11 protein-coding genes are annotated in these 21,811 nt (G+C 64.2%); all 11 read left to right on the forward strand.

Going from position 1 to position 21,811, the window contains the following annotated elements:
* Nucleotides 1-69 precede the first annotated feature (69 nt).
* The 11 genes from AC1DTQ_RS03420 to AC1DTQ_RS03470 all read left to right on the forward strand — a co-directional run bounded on the left by AC1DTQ_RS03420 (nucleotide 70) and on the right by AC1DTQ_RS03470 (nucleotide 21,795).
* Nucleotides 70-2,646 carry a TonB-dependent receptor gene (locus AC1DTQ_RS03420; RefSeq protein WP_477847970.1) on the forward strand — a complete coding sequence of 859 codons (2,577 nt, stop codon included), beginning with the start codon at nucleotides 70-72 and terminating at the stop codon, nucleotides 2,644-2,646.
* Between the two features lie 385 nt (nucleotides 2,647-3,031).
* Nucleotides 3,032-5,434, forward strand: coding sequence for a beta-N-acetylhexosaminidase (locus AC1DTQ_RS03425; RefSeq protein WP_477847972.1), 2,403 nt, complete (start codon nucleotides 3,032-3,034; stop codon nucleotides 5,432-5,434).
* An 18-nt stretch (nucleotides 5,435-5,452) separates the two neighbouring features.
* Complete coding sequence (locus AC1DTQ_RS03430) at nucleotides 5,453-8,137, forward strand: beta-mannosidase (RefSeq protein WP_477847974.1); 2,685 nt, start codon at nucleotides 5,453-5,455, stop codon at nucleotides 8,135-8,137.
* 77 nt (nucleotides 8,138-8,214) lie between these two features.
* Complete coding sequence (locus AC1DTQ_RS03435) at nucleotides 8,215-10,845, forward strand: glycoside hydrolase family 3 protein (protein WP_477847976.1); 2,631 nt, start codon at nucleotides 8,215-8,217, stop codon at nucleotides 10,843-10,845.
* 125 nt (nucleotides 10,846-10,970) lie between these two features.
* The gene (locus tag AC1DTQ_RS03440; RefSeq protein WP_477847978.1) at nucleotides 10,971-12,413 is read left to right on the forward strand and encodes a glycoside hydrolase family 125 protein; all 1,443 of its coding nucleotides are present in this window, start codon (nucleotides 10,971-10,973) and stop codon (nucleotides 12,411-12,413) included.
* Nucleotides 12,414-12,460: 47 nt separating this feature from the next.
* A complete protein-coding gene (locus tag AC1DTQ_RS03445) occupies nucleotides 12,461-14,818 on the forward strand; it encodes a GH92 family glycosyl hydrolase (protein WP_477847980.1) in 2,358 nt (785 codons plus the stop codon).
* Between the two features lie 68 nt (nucleotides 14,819-14,886).
* Nucleotides 14,887-16,731 (forward strand): glycoside hydrolase family 35 protein, encoded by a 1,845-nt coding sequence (locus tag AC1DTQ_RS03450; protein WP_477847982.1) that lies wholly within the window; start codon nucleotides 14,887-14,889, stop codon nucleotides 16,729-16,731.
* 100 nt (nucleotides 16,732-16,831) lie between these two features.
* Nucleotides 16,832-18,214 (forward strand): alpha-L-fucosidase, encoded by a 1,383-nt coding sequence (locus tag AC1DTQ_RS03455; RefSeq protein ID WP_477847984.1) that lies wholly within the window; start codon nucleotides 16,832-16,834, stop codon nucleotides 18,212-18,214.
* 24 nt (nucleotides 18,215-18,238) lie between these two features.
* On the forward strand, nucleotides 18,239-19,336 hold the full coding sequence (locus tag AC1DTQ_RS03460) for a sialidase family protein (protein WP_477847986.1): 1,098 nt from the start codon (nucleotides 18,239-18,241) through the stop codon (nucleotides 19,334-19,336).
* A gap of 362 nt (nucleotides 19,337-19,698) precedes the next feature.
* Nucleotides 19,699-20,766, forward strand: a complete 1,068-nt coding sequence (locus tag AC1DTQ_RS03465; RefSeq protein ID WP_477848354.1) for a LacI family DNA-binding transcriptional regulator — start codon at nucleotides 19,699-19,701, stop codon at nucleotides 20,764-20,766.
* Between the two features lie 33 nt (nucleotides 20,767-20,799).
* Nucleotides 20,800-21,795, forward strand: a complete 996-nt coding sequence (locus tag AC1DTQ_RS03470; protein ID WP_477847988.1) for a carbohydrate kinase family protein — start codon at nucleotides 20,800-20,802, stop codon at nucleotides 21,793-21,795.
* The last annotated feature ends 16 nt before the right edge of the window (nucleotides 21,796-21,811 follow it).

Below are 21,811 nucleotides of genomic sequence, written 5' to 3' on the forward strand. Positions count from 1 at the left end.
GCAACAACACAACCCACTAGGTAACAGAACAACCACCGCAGCAACCAACAGACTGATCGGGAGAGTGGCATGAAGTACCGCAAGTCAGCACTATCGGCAGCCATCGTCGCCAGCATAGCGTTCAGCGCCCATGCGCAAGAAGCCAGCCAGGCGCCTAGTTCCAATGAGCAGGCCACGCAGTTAGACACCGTCACCGTTACCGGCTACCGCCTCTCTCTGGAAAAGAGTCAGGCGGTCAAACGCTCGGCCAATTCCATCGTCGACGCGATCAGCGCGGAAGACATCGGCAAGTTCCCTGATACCAATGCGGCCGAATCGCTCTCGCATCTGCCCGGCATTACCGTCGACCGCCAGTTCGGCGAAGGCGAGAAGGTCAGCATCAACGGTACCGACCCGGCGCTTAACCGAGTGCTGGTCAACGGCCAGACCATCGCCTCCGGTGACTGGGGTGGCAATCCTACCGACACCAGCGGCCGTACCTTCAACTACACCCTGCTCTCGCCGGAAATCATTGGCTTGATGGAGGTGTACAAGACCCCGGAAGCCCGCATCGACGAAGGTTCGATCGGCGGCACCGTGATCGTGCATACCCGCAAGCCGCTGGACCTGCCCAAGAACACCATCCGCGGTTCGCTCGGCTACAACTACAACGACCGCTCCGAAGACGGCAATCCACGCGGTTCGTTGCTATGGAGTTGGAAGAACGACGCTGAGGACTTCGGTTTCCTGGTTTCGGGCACGCACGATGAGCAGAGCATTTCTCGCGCCGGCATCGAGTATTGGGGCTACACCACTGGACTTCCCGCCACCGCCACGATCACCGGTGAAGGCGACCCTGCAGAGGCCAAGCTGCCGGTTGGCATCAGCAGTTCCTATTTTCAGCAGGATCGCAAGCGCGATGGCCTGCAGGCGGCGCTGCAGTGGAAGCCCAATGACCGCAACGAGTTCAACCTGACCGGGCTCTACGTCAAGGGCAAGTACGACAACTTCAGTCAGGCGCGCTACGTCTGCCCGGCTTGCAGCCTGAGCCAGATCACCAGCGCCACCATCGAGGACGGCTATGTGGTCGCAGCCGACGTCGACGGCGACGCCTATGCGCAGCACGATTTCAACCTGCGCAAGAGCCAAGTCGAGACCAATAGCCTGAACTTGCGCCACGATTACTATGGCGACAACTGGGTGTTCACCACCCAGGCGGGCACCACCAGCGCCAAGGGCGGCAAGGATCCGGAGTACCTGATGAAGACGCTGCTGCTAAGCGGCGGCTTCGACTTCGAGTACGACGCCAACCACACCATCGTCAATTACGACAACAACGACGCGTCCAACTGGGGTCTGGCTCCCGGCCAGCAGTACGGCGGACAGTACTACGAGACCAGCCGCGATAAAGAACGCTACTTCCAGTTCGACGCCGAGCACAACGTGGAATGGGGGCCGATCAACAAGCTCCAATTCGGCTACAAGTACACCAACCATGACAACGGCGTGTCTTCGCGCGGCAACGCGGTGGATGTGGTCTCTGCACTGAATCTGACCGAGATCCTCGGCGGCCTGGCACCTAGTGGCCTATACGACGGCCTCGGCGCGAGCGGAGATTTGACGAGCTGGCCAACGGCCGACTTGGGCGCTGCCATCGCCTATTTCAATACGCTGACGCCGCGCGGTCCTTACAACTACAACTACGGACCCTCGTTCGACGTCAAGGAAATCACCAACGCGTTCTACGCGCAGGCGAACTTCGAGTCGGGCAAGTGGCGCGGTAACCTGGGCGTACGATATGTCGACACGTCGGACAAGTCGTTGTACTGGGTCAGCAATGGTGCGGGCGGCTACGATCGGGCGCTGGCCAACCGCAGCTATTACAAGCCGCTGCCCAGCTTCAACCTGGCCTACGAGCTCAACGACGACATGGTGGCGCGCTTCTCCGCCGCCAAGGTGATGGCCCGCCCGCGCTACGGCCAATTGGCCGGGACGTTGGACCTTAACGACGCGGATCTGACCGGTGGAGGCGGCAACGTCGACCTGAAACCTTACGAGGCCACCAACTACGACCTGGCTTTCGAGTGGTACTTCGCCCCGAGCAGCATGTTGGCCGCCGAGGTGTTCCGTCGCGACATCACCAACTACGTCGTGACCAACACTACGGAACAGCAGTTGACCAATCCGATCTCCGGCGTGTCCGGCGTCTATTCCATCAGCCGTCCGATCAACGTCGCCGATGCTACTGCGACCGGCGTCGCGCTGATCTACCAGCACGCGTTCGATAACGGTTTCGGCATCAACGCCAACTACACCTACACCGATACCAGCACCAGCAGCGACCTGTTCCTGCCTTACGTCTCCAAGAACGCCTATACGTTGACCCCGTACTTCGAAAAAGGCCCGTTCAATGTGCGCGTGAACTATAGCTATCGCTCGGAGTACTTCAATCAGATCGGGCGCCAGCAATCCACCGTGTTCGCCGATGCGTACAAGCAACTCGACCTGATCGCGGGCTATCAGATCAACGATATGTTCGGCGTCACCTTCAGCGCCACCAACCTGCTCGACGAAACCTACTACTGGTACGACACCCAGAAGCGCACTCCGCTCGGCGTATACAAGAGTGGACGTAACTACCAACTGGCCTTCACCTACAAGTTCTAGTGTGGTGTGGTACGGGCAGGCCATCGTTCCCTCCACGATGGCCTGCCCTTTTTTTGCAGGACCGTGCAAGCGACCCAGTAGCTTTTCCACAGGGAGTGCCGTTCTCCATGACGCCCGATAGCCGCTGCCACGCAGCAGCTCCATTCCGCCGCCACGCTGGAGCCGCACGCCGAACGTCTGCATCGCCGCGCGCACTCCCCTATTTTTTTCGCCACCGTGACAGGGTCGCCTGCTGCGCCGACCGCGACCACGCTATTGTTCCTCCGACAGTCGAGCCTCAAAGCCACCGTCTCCCAATGCGAATGCTTGGCGAGCCAGACCAATGCCAGCGCATGGTTGCCAGGCAACTGCTGTCCCCGACAAGAACGATGAAGAAGGCGACCGCATGATCACGACACCTGCTCGTTCCGTACGCATCGATACGTTGATACGCTCATTCTCCCTGCTGTTGGTCGCCGGCCTCTCGCTGTCCGGCTGCGCGGAGCGCGCGGCTCCGACGGCAGTCGCCGCTGCGCACGTCGAAGTGCTGCCACTGATCCCCGCGCCGGTCCAGGCCAAGCGCGGCGAGGGTCGCTTCCAGATCACCGCCAAGACCGTCGTTTCGGTCGCGCCGAACGATGCCCCTGCGCGCGACACTGCGAGCCATTTGATTCGACTGTTGCGCGATACGCGCGGCTTGGATCTGAGCGTGCGCGAGGAAGCCACACCGTCGGCCGCCAGCATCCGTTTGCAGCTGGATCCCCAGTCGCCAGTGACCCAGGCCGAGGGATACGCGTTGGATGTGGATGCACAAGGCCTGCGCATCCGCGCGCGCGACCCCGCCGGCCTGTTCTATGGCGCGATCAGCGCCTGGCAATTGGCGAGCGCCGATACCAAGCACGGTGCTTTCGAAATACCGGCGGTGACGATCCGCGATTGGCCGCGTTTCGGCTGGCGCGGCCAGTTGCTGGACGTGGCCCGCCACTTCCACGACGTGGACACGGTCAAGCACGTGATCGACGCAATGGCCCAGCACAAGCTCAACGTGCTGCATCTGCACCTTACCGACGACCAGGGCTGGCGCATCGAGATCAAGCGCTATCCGAAGCTCACCGAGATCGGCGCTTGGCGCACGCCGCCGGGCGCGGGCCGCCACGGTACGCCGCAGCGCTATGGAGGCTATTACACGCAGGAACAAATCCGCGACCTGGTAGCCTATGCCGCCGCGCGTCACATCACCATCCTGCCCGAGATCGACATGCCCGGCCACGCACAGGCGGCGGTGGCGGCCTATCCGGAAGAAGTCGGCGTGACCGGCGAACGCCCTGCGGTGTCGGTGGATTGGGGCGTCAATCCCTATCTGTTCGACACCGACGGACGCAGCATGAAGTTCATCGAAGACGTGCTCGACGAAGTGCTGGAACTGTTCCCCTCGCCTTACATCCACATCGGCGGCGACGAGGCGGTCAAGGACCAGTGGGAAGCGTCGCCGGCGATCCGCGCGCAGATGCGGCAGCTTGGAGTGAAGGACGCGCATGCGATGCAGGGCTGGTTCAACGAGCAACTAGCCAAGTATCTGACTGGCAAGGGTCGGCGCCTGATCGGTTGGGACGAGATTCTGGAAGGCGGGCTGCCGGAGAGCGCCTCGGTGATGTCCTGGCGCGGTGTGGAAGGTGCCGTAGCCGCCGCCAAACTCGGCCACGACGTGGTGCTGGCGCCGGCCGGCTGGATGTATCTCGACAATCTGCAGACCGATCGCAGCGATGAGCCCAACGGTCGCCTGGCGGTACTGCCGCTGTCGCGTGTGTACGAACTGGATCCGGTGCCCGCGGGGCTGACCGCCGACCAGGCCCGACACGTGCTGGGCGCGCAGGGTGCGCTGTGGAGCGAATACATTCCTTCGCCGCGCCACGTCGACCATGCGCTGTTCCCACGTATGGCCGCGGTGGCCGAGGTAGCGTGGTCGCCGATGGCCGCGCGCAGCTGGGACGGCTTCCTCGCGCGCTTGCCGGCACAGTTGCGGCGCTATCGCGCGCTGGGCATCGATTACAGCGACGGCGCCTTCGCCGCCGATATCAAGATCGACGGTGGCCCCAATAGGGTGTTGAACGGTGGTCCTGCCAAGATCGCACTGGGCAACCAGACCGGCATCGGCCAGATCCACTACACCACCGACGGCAGCGAGCCGACACTGAAGTCCTCGCACTACAGCGCGCCGTTCGCGGTGACGCTGCCGGTTACGGTCAAAGCCGCGGTGTTCACCGAGGAGGGACAGCCGCTGGCCGCTGCGCGTAGCCGCCACCTCGATCACGACGCGCTGCTGACCGTCGACACTCAAGGCCTGCGCAACTGCCACGATGGAGGTCCGCTGGGCCTGCGCGTACCGCTGCTGCCGGATATGCCAGGCACCGACACGCCGGTGTACAACGTCGACTTGTTCTATGCCTGCTGGACCTACCCGCAGGCACGGCTGGACGGTATCTCAGGAATCCGCATCGACGCTGCGCGACTGGCACGCAATTATGGGCTGGCGCACGATCAGTCCAAGGTGCATCAATATCCTCCAAGCTCAGCGCAGGGAGAACTAGAAGTGCTGAACGGTTGCGAAGGCGAGAGGCTAGCCAAAGTGGCGTTGCCGGCTGGCACTACCTTAGGCGAACAGTTCACTCTGGAAACGCCGCTGCCACCGCGCGAAGGTGTCCACGATCTGTGCCTGCGCTTCACTGCGCCCATCGAAGGTCCGCTGTACGCGATCGGGGCCGTCCATTTGATCGAGGCCACGGCGCAGTCGCCACCCACCCGGCGCTGATCCACTTTAGGAGTTTGCATGTTCCTGTCACGCTCTCGTTTTCGTTCCTGTCGTATCCCGCATCTGGTCGCGCTGCTTTGCCTGACCTTGGCAATGCCGGTTTGGGCCGCACCACCAACCTCGCTCAGCCTCGATGACGGTTGGCAGGTTCGGTTAGTGCCGGGACAGGCGCAGGCGAAGGAACATCCGCAAGCGACGGTGTGGCTGCCGGCGCAGGTACCAGGCACGGTGCAGACCGATCTGATGGCCGCTGGGCTGGTACCCGACCCGTTTCTAGGCAGCAACGAAGGCGCGATTCAATGGGTGGGCCTGAGCGACTGGCAGTACCGCGGCCGTTTCAGTGTCGATGCGGTGACTTTGAAGCGTGAGCGCGTTGAACTGGTATTCGATGGGCTGGACACGCTGGCCGAGGTCCGCCTCAACGGCAAGCCGCTGCTGGACGCGGACAATATGTTCCGACGTTGGCGCGTGGATGCCAAACCGCTGCTCAAACGTGGTGAGAACGTGCTTGAAGTGACGGTGCGCTCGCCGATCAAGAAGATCCAGCCATGGCTGGCGCAACAACCGTATGCGCTGCCCGGCGGCTACGACTCGGCCTTCGGCGATGAGCCGGCGGCGCGACTCAGTACCACCTACGTGCGCAAGGCGCCCTACCATTTCGGCTGGGACTGGGGGCCGCGCATCGTCACTGCCGGCATCTGGAAGAACGTGCGTCTGGAAGCCTGGGACGCGGTGCGCGTGGAAGGCCTGTACATTGCCCAGCAACGGGTAGACGCACGAGCGGCGCAGCTCGAGGCGCAGATCGAACTGGAGGCCAATGCCAGCGGGCCGGTGCAGGTCGTGCTGGAAGTGCGCGGCCCTGACGGTGCCTTGGTGACGCGGATCGAACGCGATGCGATGGTCGACCCCGGCCGCAATCGCATTGATCTGCCGCTGCGCATCGCTGATCCCAAGCGCTGGTTCCCGTTCGGCTATGGCGCCCAGGATCGCTACACCTTCGCCGCGACGCTACGCGACGCCAGTGGCGACTCGCATACGATCCAGCGCAGCACCGGCCTGCGCACCGTCGAGCTGCGCCGCGAGAAGGACCGGTGGGGCAAGAGCATGGAACTCGTGGTCAACGGCATCCCGATTTTCGCCAAGGGCGCCAACCTGATTCCGCTGGACAGCTTCCCCACCCGCGTGGACGAAGCTCGCATGCGCCGCACGCTGCTCGACGCGCGCGAGGCCAACATGAACATGCTGCGCATGTGGGGCGGCGGCCACTATCAGGACGACCGCTTCTACGAGCTTGCCGACGAACTGGGCATCATGATCTGGCAGGACTTCATGTTCGGCGGCGCGATCCCGCCCTACGACGTGGCTTTCCGCGAGAATACGCGGCAGGAAGCGATCGAACAGGTCAAGCGGCTGCGCGACCATCCCAGCATCGTGATGTGGTGCGGCAACAACGAGGTGCAGACCGGTTGGGATCACTGGGGCGACCGGGTTAAATTCAAGCAGTCGATCGATCCTGAGGAGCGCACTCGCATCGAACGCGGTATGACCACGTTGTTCGGCACGGTGTTACGCGAGGTGGTCGCCGTGCACGATCCGGACGTGCCGTACTGGGCGACCTCGCCCGGTACCGATTTCGATGGCGGCGCGGATCTGAGCGACGATGGCGACATGCACTATTGGCAGGTCTGGGGCGGCGAAGCCAAGCCGGTCGAGGCCTACCTGGACGTCGACAGCCGCTTCCTATCCGAATACGGGCTGCAGTCCTTTCCGGACATGCGCACCCTCCGCGCCTTCGCCGGCCCGCAGGATATGGACCCGGAATCGCCGGTGATGCGCGCGCATCAGAAATACGACAACGGCAACGGCAACCAGCGTCTGCTCCTGTACATCCGCCGCGAGTTCGGCGAACCGAAGGATTTCGAAAGCTTCGTCTACCTGAGCCAGCTGATGCAGGCCGAAGGCATCGGCCTGGCCGCCTCGCACCTGCGCGCGTCGCGTCCGCAGGGGATGGGTTCGCTGTACTGGCAACTCAACGACGTGTGGCCGGGCGCCTCGTGGTCCAGCGTGGACTACTACGGACGCTGGAAAGCGCTGAACTACCACGCCCGCCATTTCTACGCGCCGGAACTGGCCGCCGCGCTGCGCAAGGACGGTACGACGACGTTGTCGCTGGTCTCCGACCGCACTACCCCGCTGGCCGCACGCTGGCGGCTGCGCGTGCTGGATTTCAATGGGAAGGAACTGAGCCGCCGCGAGAAGGCAGCGACGCTGCCGCCGCTGAGCAGCACCCGCGTGGGCCAGTTCAGCGACAAGCAGTTGCTCGGCGGCGCCGATCCGAAGCGAAGCTTCGCGGTGTTCGAGCTGCTCGACGGCGAGCGCGTACTGTCACGCCAACTGGTGTTCTTCAATGCCGCCAAGAAACTGGCGCTGCCCGCATCGCAGGTCCGCAGCGAATGGAAGGCGGACGGCGATGGCTTTGCGCTGACCTTGTCCAGCGACACACTGGCGCGCGAGGTCTGGTTGTCGTTCGGCGATCTCGACGTGCGTCTCTCGGACAACGCCTTCGACCTGCTGCCGAGCGAACCGCTGACCTTGCACGTAAGCGGTCAGGCCACGCAGGAGCAGTTGCGCGCGGCGCTACAGGTGCGTGACTTGGTCGGCACACTGGCCGGCGCACCGGCTGAACCCGAGGCAGCGCAATGATGGCGATTTACCGCTCTTCTCTGTCGGGATGGATGTCCTGCAACTTCGCGTCAGCGGCGCTGCTTGCTCTTTCGGCAATGACGTTGCTGACCGCCGCACCCGTGCGCGCCGACGAGGCCGAGGACCATGCCGCCGCATTGGTAGCGAAGATGACTCGCGAGGAGAAGATTGCCCAGTCGATGAATGCGGCTCCGGCGATTCTGCGTTTGCGCATCCCGGCCTACGAATGGTGGAACGAGGGTCTGCACGGCGTCGCCCGCAGCGGCCATGCCACGGTGTTTCCGCAGGCGATCGGACTGGCGGCGACCTGGAACATCGATCTGCTTGAACAAGTCGGCACGGTGACCTCGACCGAGGCGCGCGCCAAGTTCAACCTGGCCGGTGGCCCGGGCAGCGATCACAAGCGTTATGCAGGTCTGACCATCTGGTCGCCGAACATCAATATTTTTCGCGACCCGCGCTGGGGTCGTGGCATGGAAACCTACGGCGAGGATCCCTATCTCACCGGACAACTGGCGGTCGGCTTCATTCGCGGCCTGCAGGGCGACGACCCGCAGCGTCCCCGGACGATCGCGACACCCAAGCATCTGGCCGTGCACAGCGGCCCCGAGCCGGGACGTCACGGCTTCGATGTCGATGTCTCCCCGCGCGATCTGGAGGCAACCTATTTGCCTGCGTTCCGCGCCGCGCTAGTTGAGGGCCATGCCGGCGCGGTGATGTGCGCCTACAACTCGCTGCACGGCCTGCCGGCTTGCGCTGCCGACTGGTTGCTCAATGGCCGCTTGCGCGGCGACTGGGGCTTCAAGGGCTTCGTGGTGTCCGACTGCGACGCGCTCTACGACATGCTCCACTTCCATTACTTCCGTCCCGACGAAGCCGGCGCGGCCGCTGCCGCTCTGAAGGCCGGGCACGACCTAAATTGCGGCAACACCTATCGCGCACTGGGCCAGGCGCTGGATCGTGGCGAAGCCGACGAGGCGCTGCTGGACCAGTCGCTGATACGCCTGTTCGCCGCCCGCTACCGTTTGGGCGAACTCGGACGGCCGCAACGGGATCCCTACGCACGGCTGGGCGCCGATGAGATCGGCACGCCGGCCAACCGCAAGCTGGCGCTGGAGGCGGCACTGCAATCGCTGGTTCTGCTGAAGAACAAGGACGCGACGCTGCCGCTGAAGCCGGATACCCGGCTGGCGGTGATCGGCCCGAATGCCGATGCTCTGGCTGCACTGGAAGCCAACTACCAAGGTACCTCAGTCGATCCGGTGACGCCGTTGCAGGGCTTGCGGCAACGCTTCGGTATCCAGCGAGTGAACTATGCGCAAGGCGCCCCGCTGTCCGCAGGAGTGCCGGTGATGATTCCGGAAACCGCGCTGCGCAGTGGCGGACAAGCGGGACTGAAAGGCGAGTACTTCGACAATCCGGATTTGCTCGGCGGCCCACACGTGACGCGTCAGGATCGTGTGATCAGCTTCAACTGGGATCAGGTGGCGCCGGCTTCTGGCGTAGACAAGAATCGTTACTCGGTGCGCTGGACCGGCGAACTGCTACCGCCCGGTCCCGGCGACTACACGTTGGCGGTACGCGTGGCACGCTGCTTCGATTGCACCGGCCACGACCCGGTGCGCCTGTACATCGACGATGAATTGGTGATCGCGGGCAACGCCGAAGACAAGCGCGTCGCGACCGGCGCGCATAACGCCGACGGTCGTAACGTCGAAGCGCAACTGCATTTCGAGGACGCACGCCCGCGGCGCATCCGCCTGGAGATCGAACACCAGGGCCAGGACCAGGGACTGCGGCTGGAATGGCTGGCGCCGGCCGAAGCGCAACTGGCTGAGGCCGAGCGCGTCGTCGCGCAAGCCGACACGGTAGTGGCTTTCGTCGGCCTGTCGCCGGACGTCGAAGGCGAGGAACTGAAGGTCGACGTGCTCGGTTTCGACGGCGGCGACCGTAACGCAATTGGTCTTCCAGCGATGCAGCAGGCATTGCTCGAACGCGCCAAGGCCGACGGCAAGCCGCTGATCGTGGTGCTGATGAGCGGTAGCGCGGTGGCGCTGAACTGGGCGCAGCAACACGCCGACGCGATCCTCGCCGCGTGGTATCCCGGCCAGTCCGGCGGCACCGCCATCGCCCAGGCGCTGGCCGGCGATTCCAATCCCGGCGGCCGACTGCCGGTGACCTTCTACCACTCGACGAAGGATCTGCCGCCCTACATCAGCTATGACATGAAGGGTCGCACGTACCGGTACTTCACCGGCACACCGCTGTATCCGTTCGGCTATGGCCTGAGCTACACCCGCTTCGCCTATGACACGCCGCGACTGTCGACGCAGACGTTGAAGGCCGGCGAGCCGCTGCGCGTTAGCATGCGAGTGCGAAACAGCGGCGAGCGTAGCGGCGACGAAGTGGTGCAGGTTTATCTTGAACGGGTCTGTTCGCAGCAGGCTCACGCGGAACAGGCGCAGCAATCGCAATCGCCTATCCGCAGTTTGGTCGGTTTCGAGCGGGTGACGCTACAGCCCGGTGAATCTCGAGAAATGAGCTTCGAACTGGACGCGCGCAAGCTCAGCGATGTCGACCGCGTCGGCCTGCGTGCGGTCGAACCCGGTGACTACCGGGTCTTCGTCGGCGGCGGCCAGCCCCACAGCGGCGCGCCGGGCAGCGAGGCGGCATTCTCGATCGAGGGCCGGATGCCGCTGCCCAAGTGATCACGTTCGACCACGCGCTCTTGTAGAGCCGAGCTTGCTCGGCTGAAGCTTTCCCGCTAACGGCAGCCGAGCAAGCTCGGCTCTACAAGTTGAAGCGCATAGCAACAAACCCAGGAGATTCCGACATGCCCACCCGCCGCGACATCCTCCAGTTTCTTGGCACAAGTGCTGGCGCCGGTTTGCTCGCCGGCGCCCTGCCCGCCTTTGCCGCTGCGAACGTTGGCGCCTTCGCCAGCAAGCGGCCGCCGAAAAGCGAGCGCCGCTTCGTCAGCGCGGCGGTGGAACGTCAGCTGGCGCGGGTCAAAGCAGGCATCGGCGATCCCGAGCTGGCTTGGCTGTTCGAGAACTGCTACCCGAACACGCTAGACACCACCGTGCAAACCGGCACCCGAGACGGCAAGCCAGACACCTTCGTCATCACCGGCGACATCGAAGCGATGTGGCTGCGCGACTCCTCGGCGCAGGTACATTCCTATATCCCCCTGGCGAAACAGGACCCGGCGCTGCGGCGGATGCTGCATGGCCTGATTCGGCGGCAGTCGCGCTGCATTCGGCTCGATCCCTATGCCAACGCCTTTCTGCCCGACGGCGCGACCCAGCCTCTGAAGTGGTCGGTGAACGACATCACCGAGATGAAGCCCGGCGTAGGTGAACGTAAATGGGAAGTCGATTCGCTGTGTTACCCGATCCGATTGGCGCATGAATACTGGCGCGCCACCGGCGACACCGCGCCGTTCGACGACGACTGGCGCGAGGCGATGCGCATCGTGGTGCGCACTTTCCGCGAACAGCAGCGCCTGCACGACCGCGGTCCCTACACTTTCCAGAGGCCCTCATCGCTCGCTACCGAGACCTTGGTGCTGGGAGGCTACGGCCAGCCGACCCGAGCCAACGGCATGATCCACTCGATGTTCCGGCCCTCCGACGACGCCTGCGTGTATCCGCTGTTCGTGCCGGCCAACCTGTTCGCGGTAACGGTGCTGCGGCAATTGGCGCAGATGAGCCAGACGATCCATCACGACCGCGACTTCGCCTCCGACTGCAGCGCGCTCGCCGACCAAGTGGAAAAGGCGACGCGCCAGCACGGCTTGATGCGCGACGCCGATGGTCAAGCGTTTTGGGCGTACGAGGTGGACGGATACGGCAACCAACTATTCATCGACGACGCTAACGCGCCCGGCTTGCTGAGCTTGGCTTATCTGGACTGCTGCGAGCGCGACGATCCAGTGTTCCAGCGTTCCCGCCAGTTGGCCTGGAGCGATCGCAACCCCTATTTCTGCCACGGCCGCGCCGCCGAGGGCGTCGGCAGCCCGCACAGCGGCCTGCGCACAATCTGGCCGATGGCGATCATCCAGTACGCGCTGGCCAGCGACGACGATGCGCAGATCCGTCAGTGCCTGCATTGGCTCAAGACCACCCATGCCGGCACCGGTTTCATGCATGAGGCCTTCGATCAGGACGATCCGGCGAAGTTCACCCGCGATTGGTTCGCGTGGGCGAACAGCTTGTTCGGCGAACTGCTTATCGATTTGGCGCAGCGCAAACCGCACTTGCTGCGCAAAGTTTGACCTATCCCTTCTCCCGCTCGCGGGAGAACGCACCACGGAGAACATGCATGCCAACACGACGCGGATTCCTGCAAAGCGCCATTGCGCTGGCCTTGTTTGGCGTGGGCGGGCAGGCCAGGCCGGCACGCGCGTTTGCCGGCAACTTCGCGCTGCCCGCCGACACCCGCGTGCGCGCAGATCTGACTCGCCATGTCGATACGTTCATCGGTACCGGTGGCCACGGCCACACTTTTCCCGGCGCCACGCTGCCGTTCGGTATGGTGCAGCTCAGTCCGGATACCTACAACGCGGCTTGGGATGCGTGCAGCGGCTATCACGAATCCGACGGCTCGATCATGGGCTTCTCGCACACCCATCTGTCCGGCACCGGCATCGGCGACATGCTCGACTTTCTGGTCGTGCCGCGAACCGGTGAGGTCAGACTGCAGCCCGGCCCGCTGAACGCACCAGAGACCGGTTACCGCTCGCGCTACGATCACGCCGATGAGGCCGCCTCTCCGGGCTATTACCGCGTACTGCTGAAGGACACCGGCATCCACGCCGAACTGACCGCCACCCCGCGCGCCGGCCTGCACCGCTATCGCTTCCCTAAAGGCCGGCCTGGCCATCTGCTGCTGGATTTGAGCCACGGCTTCCAGGACAACGCATCCACTCCGACGCGCGTCAGCGACGCGCAGTTGCGTATCGTCGACGAACGCACAGTCACCGGCGGCCGCCGCGTCTATCAATGGGCGAAGGGCCGCTATCTGTTCTTCGCGATGCGGTTGTCGCGTCCGTTCGCGCAGGTCCAGTTGTATAGCGACGACCTGCCGCTGGCCGAACCGGTGCGCCAGGCCGACGGCACTCGTTTGAAGGCAGCGCTGCACTTCCCGGATGCCGCCGCTGCGCCGCTGCTGATCAAGGTCGGCATCTCCGCGGTCAGCGCAGAGAATGCGTTGGCGAACCTCGATGCCGAGTTGCCGGACTTCGATTTCGCCCGCGTGCACGCCGAAGCGGTCGCTGCCTGGGAGAAGGAACTGGCGCGGGTGCGCATCGATACCGACGACTCCGATACCGATCACGGCACACAGCGGCGCATTTTCTACACCGGCCTGTATCACTCGTTGTCGGCGCCGACATTGTTCAGCGATGTGGATGGCCGCTATCGCGGCATGGACCTGCAGGTTCATACGTTGCCCGAGGGCTACCACAACTACAGCACCTATTCGCTGTGGGACACCTATCGCGCCTTGCATCCGCTGCTGACTTTGATACAGCCCGAACGCGTTCCCGATTTGATCCAGGGCCTGGTGCGCGGCGCGGCGGAATGCCCGGACGGCGTCGGGATCTGGCCGCTGCAGGGCGTGGAAACCGGCACCATGATCGGCTACCACTCGGTGGTGGCACTGGCCGAAGCGCATGCCAAGGGCTTCGATGGCATCGACTACGCCGCCGCTTGGCCGCTGTACCGCAAACGCGCGATGGACGACGACTTCCACGGCCTGCCCTACTATCGCCGGCTCGGCTACATCCCCAGCGACAAGGTCAACGAAGCGGCCAGCCGCACCTTGGAATACGCCTACGACGACTGGGCCAGCGCACATCTGGCGCGCGCCGCCGGCGCCGAGGACGACTACGCCACTCTTCTCGCCCGTTCGCGCAACTACCGCAATCTGTTCAACCAGGACAGCGGCTTCATCCAGCCGCGATTGGAAGACGGCAGCTGGGCCACACCGTTCGATCCGCGTGCACTCGGCCATTCGGAGCGTTGGCACGACTTCACCGAATCCAACGCCTGGCAGGCCACCTTCCTCAATCAGCACGATCTGTACGGTTACATGGAACGGTTCGGTGGCCGCGACGGCTTCGTGCGCAAGCTCGATGAACTGTTCAGCACCAGCTCCGAGCTGCCGGCCGGCGCCCCGCCGGATATCGACGGCATGGTCGGCCAATACGCACACGGCAATGAGCCCAGCCACCACGTAGCCTACCTCTACGCCTACGCCGGGCAACCATGGAAGACGCAGGCCATGGCGCGCCGGCTACTGCGCGAGCAGTACCGGGACGCCCGCGACGGCCTGTCCGGAAACGAAGACTGTGGGCAAATGAGCGCCTGGTTCGTGCTCAGCGCGCTGGGCTTCTACCCGGTCGATCCGGTCAGCGGCAATTACGTATTCGGCAGTCCCCTGTTCCGTCGCGCCGAACTGGATGTCGGCGGCGGCCGCACCCTGCGCATCGTCACCCGCCGCAACAGCGCGCAGAACGTCTACGTGCAACGCGTGCGTTGGAACGGCAAACCGTATGCGCGCAGTTGGATACGCCACGCCGACCTGGCCGCGGGCGGCACCCTGGAATTCGAAATGGGGCCGGAGCCTAATCGGGATTTCGGCAGTCGCTTGGAGGACCTGCCGCCGTCGTTCGTTTGAAGCCGCGATAGCGCCCTATCCCCCGAACAAGTCGCCGTCGCACACACCTCACGTTCCGAGAATTATCGATGCTGCGTAAAGGTTTCATTTCACTGGTTCTGACGCTCGTTCTGGCGCTGCCACTCACCGCCAGCACGGGCGACGCTTGGCCGACCTTTTCTACCGAGGCCACCCACTTCACCCGCGACGGCAAGCCCTACCAGGTCATCTCAGGAGCGATCCATTTCCAGCGCATACCACGCGAGTATTGGAAAGACCGTTTGCAGAAAGCGCGAGCGCTTGGTCTGAACACGGTGGAGACCTATGTATTCTGGAATCTGGTGGAACCGCGGCGCGGCGAATTTGACTTCCAGGGCGACAACGACGTCGCCGCCTTCGTACGCGAGGCGGCCGCGCAAGGACTGAACGTGATCCTGCGCCCCGGTCCCTACGTCTGCGCCGAGTGGGAAGCTGGCGGCTATCCCGCCTGGTTGTTCGCAGAGCCGGGCATACGCGTGCGCAGCCGCGATCCGCGTTTCCTCGCCGCCAGCGGTGCGTACCTGAAAGCCGTCGCCGATCAGGTGCGCCCGCTGCTCAACGGCAACGGCGGTCCGATCATCGCGGTGCAGGTCGAGAACGAGTACGGCTCCTACGACGACGACCACGCTTATATGCAAGCCAATCGCGAATTGTTCGTGCAGGCCGGCTTCGACAAGGCGCTGCTGTTCACCTCCGATGGCGCCGACATGCTGGCCAACGGCGCGCTCGCGAACGGTATGTCGCCCGACACGCTGGCGGTAGTGAACTTCGCGCCCGGAGAAGCCAAAAGCGCATTCGAGAAGCTGGAGAAGTTCCAGCCGGGCCGGCCACGCATGGTCGGCGAATACTGGGCAGGCTGGTTCGATCATTGGGGCAAGCCGCACGCCAATACCAATGCGAAACAGCAGGCCGAGGAATTGGAATGGATGCTGCGGCAGGGCCATTCGGTGAATCTGTACATGTTCGTCGGCGGCACCAGCTTCGGCTTCATGAACGGCGCCAACTTGCAGGGCAGTCCCAGCGATCACTACGCGCCGCAGACCACTAGTTACGACTACGACGCGGCATTGGACGAGGCTGGACGGCCGACGCCTAAGTTCGCGCTGTTCCGCGATGCCATCGCACGCGCGACCGGAGTGCCGCCGCCACCGCTGCCGGCGCCGGTGCGCTTTGCCGCGCTGCCGCAGGTTGCGCTGCGCGAATCGGCGTCGCTATGGGACAACCTGCCCGATCCGGTCGCCAGCGAAACCCCATTGCCGATGGAAGCCTATGGCCAGGACTACGGCTATATCCTCTACCGCACCACCGTGACCGGCCCGCGCAAAGGCGAGTTGTATTTGGGCGAAGTGCGCGATTACGCGCGGGTCTATCTCGACCGCAAGCCGAGCGGGAACGTCGAACGCCGCTTGCAACAAGTATCGGTGACGCTGGACGTACCCGCTGGAGAACACACCCTCGACGTACTGGTGGAGAACAGCGGGCGCATCAACTACGGCCCGCGCATGGCCGATGGCCGTGCCGGATTGGTCGCTCCGGTGTTGCTGGACGGCGAACCCTTGTTGGGCTGGCAGGCGTTTCCGCTGCCGATGCGTTCGCCGGACACGCTGCGAGGCTGGACCACGGCCAAGGTAGAAGGTCCGGCATTCCATCGCGGCAGCTTGCGCATCACCGCTCAGGCCGACGTCTGGCTCGACATGGCTGCGTTCGGGAAGGGTTTCGCCTGGGCCAACGGCCGCAATCTGGGTCGCCACTGGAACATCGGCCCGCAGCGCACGCTGTATTTCCCGGCACCGTGGCAACGGCAAGGCGACAACCAGTTGGTGGTGTTCGACTTGGATAACGTCGACGACGCCAACGTCCGCGGCAGCACGGAACCGTTGTGGAGCAACCGCTGAGATGACTAAGGTTCGCCGCATGCTCGCCGGATCAAACCCTTCACCCACCGTTCCCGAGCTGAGCGGCCAATGGCCGCTCCATCGCCTGCAAGGTATTCCTATGCCCCGCCTCTTTCGCTCTCCTATCCGTCGACTGGCCGCGCTCGCCCTGTCCTTCCTGGCTTTGCCGCTGGCCGCTGCGCAGAACTTCTCCGAGGTTCGGCCGTCGCCACAGCAAGTGGCTTGGCAGGATCTGGAGTTCGGCGTGATCGTCCACTTCAATCCCAATACTTGGCTGGACCAGGAATGGGGCGACGGCACCGCCAGCCCGTCGGTGTTCAACCCTACTCAGGTCGATGCCGGGCAATGGGCACGCGCGGCCAAGGCAGCCGGTGCGAAGTATCTGATCCTGGTCGCCAAGCATCATGACGGTTTCGCCCTATGGCCGACCGCGCAGAGCGAGTATTCGGTCAAGAACAGTCCCTGGCTGGGAGGCAAGGGCGACCTGGTCAGGATGACCAGCGAAGCGGTTCGCAAGGAAGGCTTGGGCTTCGGTATCTATTTGTCGCCATGGGACCGGCACGAACCCAAGTACGCCGACACCAAGGCCTACGACAAGTTCTACGCCGCGCAGTTGGTGGACCTAGCGCTCCATTACGGGCCGATCACCGAATGGTGGCTGGACGGCGCCGGCAGCGCCGGCCACGTCTACGATTTCGACAAATACATCGAGGAGCTGCGCACCTACCAACCGAATGCGATGGTGTTCGCCGACACGGCGCTGTTCGAATACGGCGACATCCGCTGGGTCGGCAACGAAGACGGCTTCATCGTGGGCGAGAACTGGAACGTGATCGATCGTCACGGCTTTTTGCGCTGGCGGCCGGTGGAAGTAGATACGCCGCTGCATCGTTTCCAATGGTTCTGGCATGCCAACAGCGATCAGACGCTCAAGAGTCTGGACGAGCTGGTGGAAATCTGGGAGAAGAGCGTCGGCTTGGGCGGACAGCTAGTGCTGGGTATCGCGCCAGACACTCGCGGCCTACTGCCGGAAGCCGACGTGCAGCGGCTGCGCGAGCTGGGTGAAGCGATCCAGGCGCTGTATGGCCCTGCCAAGAACTTGGTCCTGAGTAATCTGAAAAGCGCAGGCGCCGGTACCGCGGCGGCCGATGGCGACCGGGACACTTTCTGGAGCGCGCCGGACGGCTCGCACCATGCGACCTTGGAACTGACTTTCAAGCAGCCGGTGACCTTCGACAGCGCGTTGAGCATGGAATGGATCAATGCCGGCCAGCGTGTGCAGAAATATGCGGTGGAAGCATGGCAGGACGGCCAATGGGTGCGGCTGGCGCAGGCGCAGGCGATCGGACGAATGAAAATCGATCGGTTCGCGCCGGTGACCACCTCGCGCGTACGCCTGAACATTCTGTCCAGTACCGATCCGGCGCATATCCGCGAGTTCCAATTGTTCAACACCGGCAAAGGCGCAGCAGCGGCGCGATGAGCGCGCCGCAACCGAATCCTCATCATGCGTCTTCCACGAACCGATGCCCTACTCGCCTACTCGTTGCTTGCCACCCTGACCGTGACATCGTGCGGAACCTTACCCGCGCGGTCGCCGGTGGTGCTGGAGGAATTCATCGCCACGCGGTCGCCGACGCCGCAAAGCCATGCTTCCACTCTGGTCGAAACCCGTGACGGCACTTTGCTCGCCGCTTGGTTCGGCGGCCAGCGCGAAGGCGCAGCTGATGTAGGTATATGGCTCGCTCGCCGCGATGCAGGCCGCTGGCAATCGCCGCGACGCGTGGCCGACGGCGCCCAGGACAACAATATGCAGGACAACGGCCAGCCGCAGCCGGCATGGAATCCGGTGCTGTTCCAACCTGCGCAGGGCCCATTACAGCTGTACTACAAAGCCGGCCCCAATCCGCGGCAATGGTGGGGACTGCTCACCCTTTCCTCCGACGACGGCGCGCATTGGTCGGTGCCCAGGCGCCTGCCCGACGGCATTCTCGGTCCGATAAAGAACAAGCCGCTGCAACTGACCAGCGGCCGCATTCTCGCCCCGAGCAGCAGCGAGGACGAGGCCGACGGCTGGCGCGCGCACATCGAAACCAGCGACGACAATGGATTGCACTGGCGGCGTGGCGGCGCACTCAACGATCCGGCCCATATCGGTGCGATCCAGCCCAGCCTGCTGCGCCATCGCGACGGCCGCCTACAGGCGCTCGGGCGCAGCAAACAGAATCGTGTGTTCAGCGTCTTCTCCAATGACGATGGCGTCACCTGGGGTCCGATGACTTTGCTGGACATCGAGAACCCCAACGCCGGTACCGATGCGGTGATGCTGCGCGACGGTCGCGCGTTGCTGGTCTACAACCCGACCTTGGCCGGCAAGGACTGGTGGGAAGGTCGTGGTGTGCTGGCGGTGGCGCTGTCGGATGACGGCGTGCGTTGGCGACGTGTGCTGACGCTAGAGGACAGTCCCAAGGATGAATTTTCCTATCCGGCGGTCATCCAGACTCGCGACGGACTGGTACACATCAGCTACACCTGGAAGCGCCAGCGCATCAAGCATGTAGTGCTGGATCCGCGCTTGCTGCCATCGTCGACGGATGAGCCCTAGTGGCTGCCTACGCAACGAGCCTTTATGTTCTTGGCGCCGGCTTGGGTCATCGGAACGGAAGGTTTACGCGCTGCCGCGGGAGGGGCGCCGGAAGCCCACAGGCAACCGATAGAGGCCAGGCCCGGCGATCTGTGACCAAGGGCTCACAAAACTCATTTGTGAGCTCGCGTTGGTCCAGGAAACGCTACCTGACCGGCACTTGCGCCACTGTCGAGCGGCTATGCTTTGGTAGCCCCGGCTTCGACCACGCACAGTCAATTTGGCCGTTGGCGTGCCTCAATAGGCACCCACCGCGCAAGCGCGAAGAACGAGACGGTACGACTTGCAGGTATGCCCCGTTTGTCGCAGGATACGGGAGTTGGATCGATCTAAATTGGATTGGTGACGCCTTGGATAAACCGCGCCGTATCACCCTGAACGACATTGCGCTCGCTTGTGGGGTTTCGCGCGCGACCGTCTCGCTGGTGTTGCGTCGCAGTCCGCTGGTGCACGCCAATATGCGCCGCCGGGTCGAGGCGGAAATGCAGCGTCAGGGCTACGTCTACAACCGCGCCGCCGCCAACCTGCGCCAGCGCGTGTCCACCACGGTGGCACTGGTCATCAACGATCTGTCGAATCCGTTCTTCGCCGAGTTCGCTACCGGCGTCGACGAGGCGCTCGGCGCGAAGGGCTACGTCACCCTGCTCGGTAGCAGCAACGAGTCGCCCGCGCGGCAGCGTCAGTTACTGGGTTCGCTCATAGAACACCACCCGGCCGGGATCATCTTGTCGCCGGCCGAGAACAGCGACGTCACCGATGTGGAAATGACGATCGGCCGGCACGCGCCGCTGCTGGTCTTCAACCGCGAACTGACCGGCACGCCGGATACGGGTTTCGAATACGACTTTCTTGGCCTCGACAATCGCGCCGGCGCGCGCGCGGCGACCAAGCGGCTGCTTGAGTTGGGACATCGTCGTATCGCCTTCTATGGTGGCCATGCCCATTCCAGTTCTTGCCGCGAACGCCGCCTGGGCTATCAAGACGCGTTGAGCGCGGCTGGCATTCCGGTCGATCCGAGCGCGATGATCGAAACCGCTCCAACCCGCTTCGAAGCCAATGTGCACGCAGACGCATTGTTCGCCGTCGACGCGGCGCCGACCGCGGCGGTCTGCTATAACGACGCGGTGGCGCTGGGCCTGATGCTGGGGCTGACCCGTCTGGGCCGCCAACCGGGCGTCGATTTCGCCGTCACCGGTTTCGACAATATCCCCGAAGCCGCGGTCGGCGTCCCGCCGCTGACCACGTTGAACGCCGACCCGCGTGCGCGCGGACGCCAGGCCGCCGAACTTCTTTTGCAGCGCGCCGCCGCACCGTCGTTGCCAAGGCAGTCGGTGATCGTGCCCGTGATGCTGACCGAACGAGAGAGCACCCCGCATGCGCTCAGCGCCTGAGTCCACCGACTCGCAACGAGCGGCAACCGATCGATGAACGCCGCCAACAACACTATCCTCTGTTTCGGCGAAGCGCTGATCGATTTCCTCGCCGGCGAGCCCGTCGAGGGTGAAGCCCGCACGTTCCGCCAATTCGCCGGCGGCGCCCCGGCCAACGCCGCGGTCGCGGTGGCGAAACTGGGCGGCCGCTGCGAATTCGTCGGCATGCTCAGCGAAGACATGTTCGGCGACTTCCTGTTGCGCAGCCTGCGCGAAGCCGGTGCCGGCGTCCGCTACGTGCGCCGCACCGCCGCGGCGAATACCGCACTGGCCTTCGTCTCGCTGGATGCCCACGGCGAACGCAGCTTCAACTTCTATCGTCCGCCCGCTGCCGACTTACTGTTCCGCGACGCGGATTTCGACGCCGACTGCTTCGCCGCAGCGGGCATCTTTCATGCCTGCAGCAACAGCCTGACCGATGCCGACATCGCCGCGACGACGCTGTCGGGCATGGCCCGCGCGCGCGGCGCGGGTGCGCTGGTCAGCTTCGACCTCAACCTGCGCCCCGCCCTGTGGCCGGACGCGGCGCCACCGCTGCCAGTGCTGTGGCGCGCGCTCGAGGCCGCCGATCTGATCAAGCTCGCGCGCGAGGAGCTCGAATATCTGAAAGAAGGCAGCTTCGACGACGACGACGTCGTTGCCCGCCTGCTGCGCACCGCGCGCCTGGTATTGATCACCGACGGTGCCGCGCCGATGCGCTGGTTCGCGCGCGGACGCAGCGGCGAATTGCCGACATTCGAGGTCAAGACGGTCGACACCACTGCCGCCGGCGATGCCTTCATCGGCGGCCTGCTGTCGCAGCTTCAGCGCGAAAGAGTCGATACACGCACGTTCGATGCGTTCCTCGCCGATTCGGCCGAGCTCGAGCGCTGCCTGCGTTACGCGTCGGCTTGCGGCGCGCTGGCAGTGACCCGGCATGGCGCGTTCGCGGCGCTACCAACGCACGCCGAAGCGATCGCGCTGCTAGGCGCTTCGGCGGTGGAAGCGTAGATGGAGCCGGCCTCGC

Source organism: Pseudoxanthomonas sp. P4_B2 (assembly GCF_056402315.1).

What these genes read in the sequence shown, in the direction of transcription:
- AC1DTQ_RS03430 (WP_477847974.1), top strand. Translation starts at nt 5,453, where the DNA reads ATGTTCCTGTCACGCTCTCGTTTTCGTTCCTGTCGTATCCCGCATCTG.
- AC1DTQ_RS03445 (WP_477847980.1), top strand. Translation starts at nt 12,461, where the DNA reads ATGCCAACACGACGCGGATTCCTGCAAAGCGCCATTGCGCTGGCCTTG.
- AC1DTQ_RS03435 (WP_477847976.1), top strand. Translation starts at nt 8,215, where the DNA reads ATGACGTTGCTGACCGCCGCACCCGTGCGCGCCGACGAGGCCGAGGAC.
- AC1DTQ_RS03425 (WP_477847972.1), top strand. Translation starts at nt 3,032, where the DNA reads ATGATCACGACACCTGCTCGTTCCGTACGCATCGATACGTTGATACGC.
- AC1DTQ_RS03470 (WP_477847988.1), top strand. Translation starts at nt 20,800, where the DNA reads ATGAACGCCGCCAACAACACTATCCTCTGTTTCGGCGAAGCGCTGATC.
- AC1DTQ_RS03455 (WP_477847984.1), top strand. Translation starts at nt 16,832, where the DNA reads ATGCCCCGCCTCTTTCGCTCTCCTATCCGTCGACTGGCCGCGCTCGCC.
- AC1DTQ_RS03450 (WP_477847982.1), top strand. Translation starts at nt 14,887, where the DNA reads ATGCTGCGTAAAGGTTTCATTTCACTGGTTCTGACGCTCGTTCTGGCG.
- AC1DTQ_RS03440 (WP_477847978.1), top strand. Translation starts at nt 10,971, where the DNA reads ATGCCCACCCGCCGCGACATCCTCCAGTTTCTTGGCACAAGTGCTGGC.
- AC1DTQ_RS03460 (WP_477847986.1), top strand. Translation starts at nt 18,239, where the DNA reads ATGCGTCTTCCACGAACCGATGCCCTACTCGCCTACTCGTTGCTTGCC.
- AC1DTQ_RS03420 (WP_477847970.1), top strand. Translation starts at nt 70, where the DNA reads ATGAAGTACCGCAAGTCAGCACTATCGGCAGCCATCGTCGCCAGCATA.